This is a genomic window from Confluentibacter sediminis (assembly GCF_003258355.1).
In the GTDB taxonomy this organism is placed as follows: Bacteria; Bacteroidota; Bacteroidia; order Flavobacteriales; family Flavobacteriaceae; genus Confluentibacter; species Confluentibacter sediminis.
Window position 1 is genome coordinate 1 of sequence record NZ_QKPO01000065.1, and the last position, 274, is coordinate 274.

1 protein-coding gene is annotated in these 274 nt (G+C 60.6%); it reads left to right on the forward strand.

Going from position 1 to position 274, the window contains the following annotated elements; all coding sequences use genetic code 11:
- Nucleotides 1-32: 32 nt before the first annotated feature.
- On the forward strand, nt 33-274 hold a 242-nt coding region (locus tag DKT72_RS18975), incomplete at its 3' end, for a LacI family DNA-binding transcriptional regulator (RefSeq protein ID WP_220628163.1).

Sequence of the window (274 nt, forward strand, 5' to 3'; positions counted from 1 at the left end):
AGTACTCGCAGGGGAGCAAAACCATGGTCGGCATGCGCGACGTAGCCAAAGCGGCAGGGGTGTCCTTAAGCACCGTTTCGTTGGTGGTCAACAACACCGGCTACGTCTCGGCCGATATGCGTGCCAAAGTCGAGTCCGCGATGCGCCAGCTCAACTACATTCCCAACGAGCTGGCCCGCAACCTCTACCGAAACCGCACCAACACCATCGGCGTGATCATGCCGACCATCGCCCACCCGTTCTTCTCCACACTCACCGCGCATCTGCAGCGCGA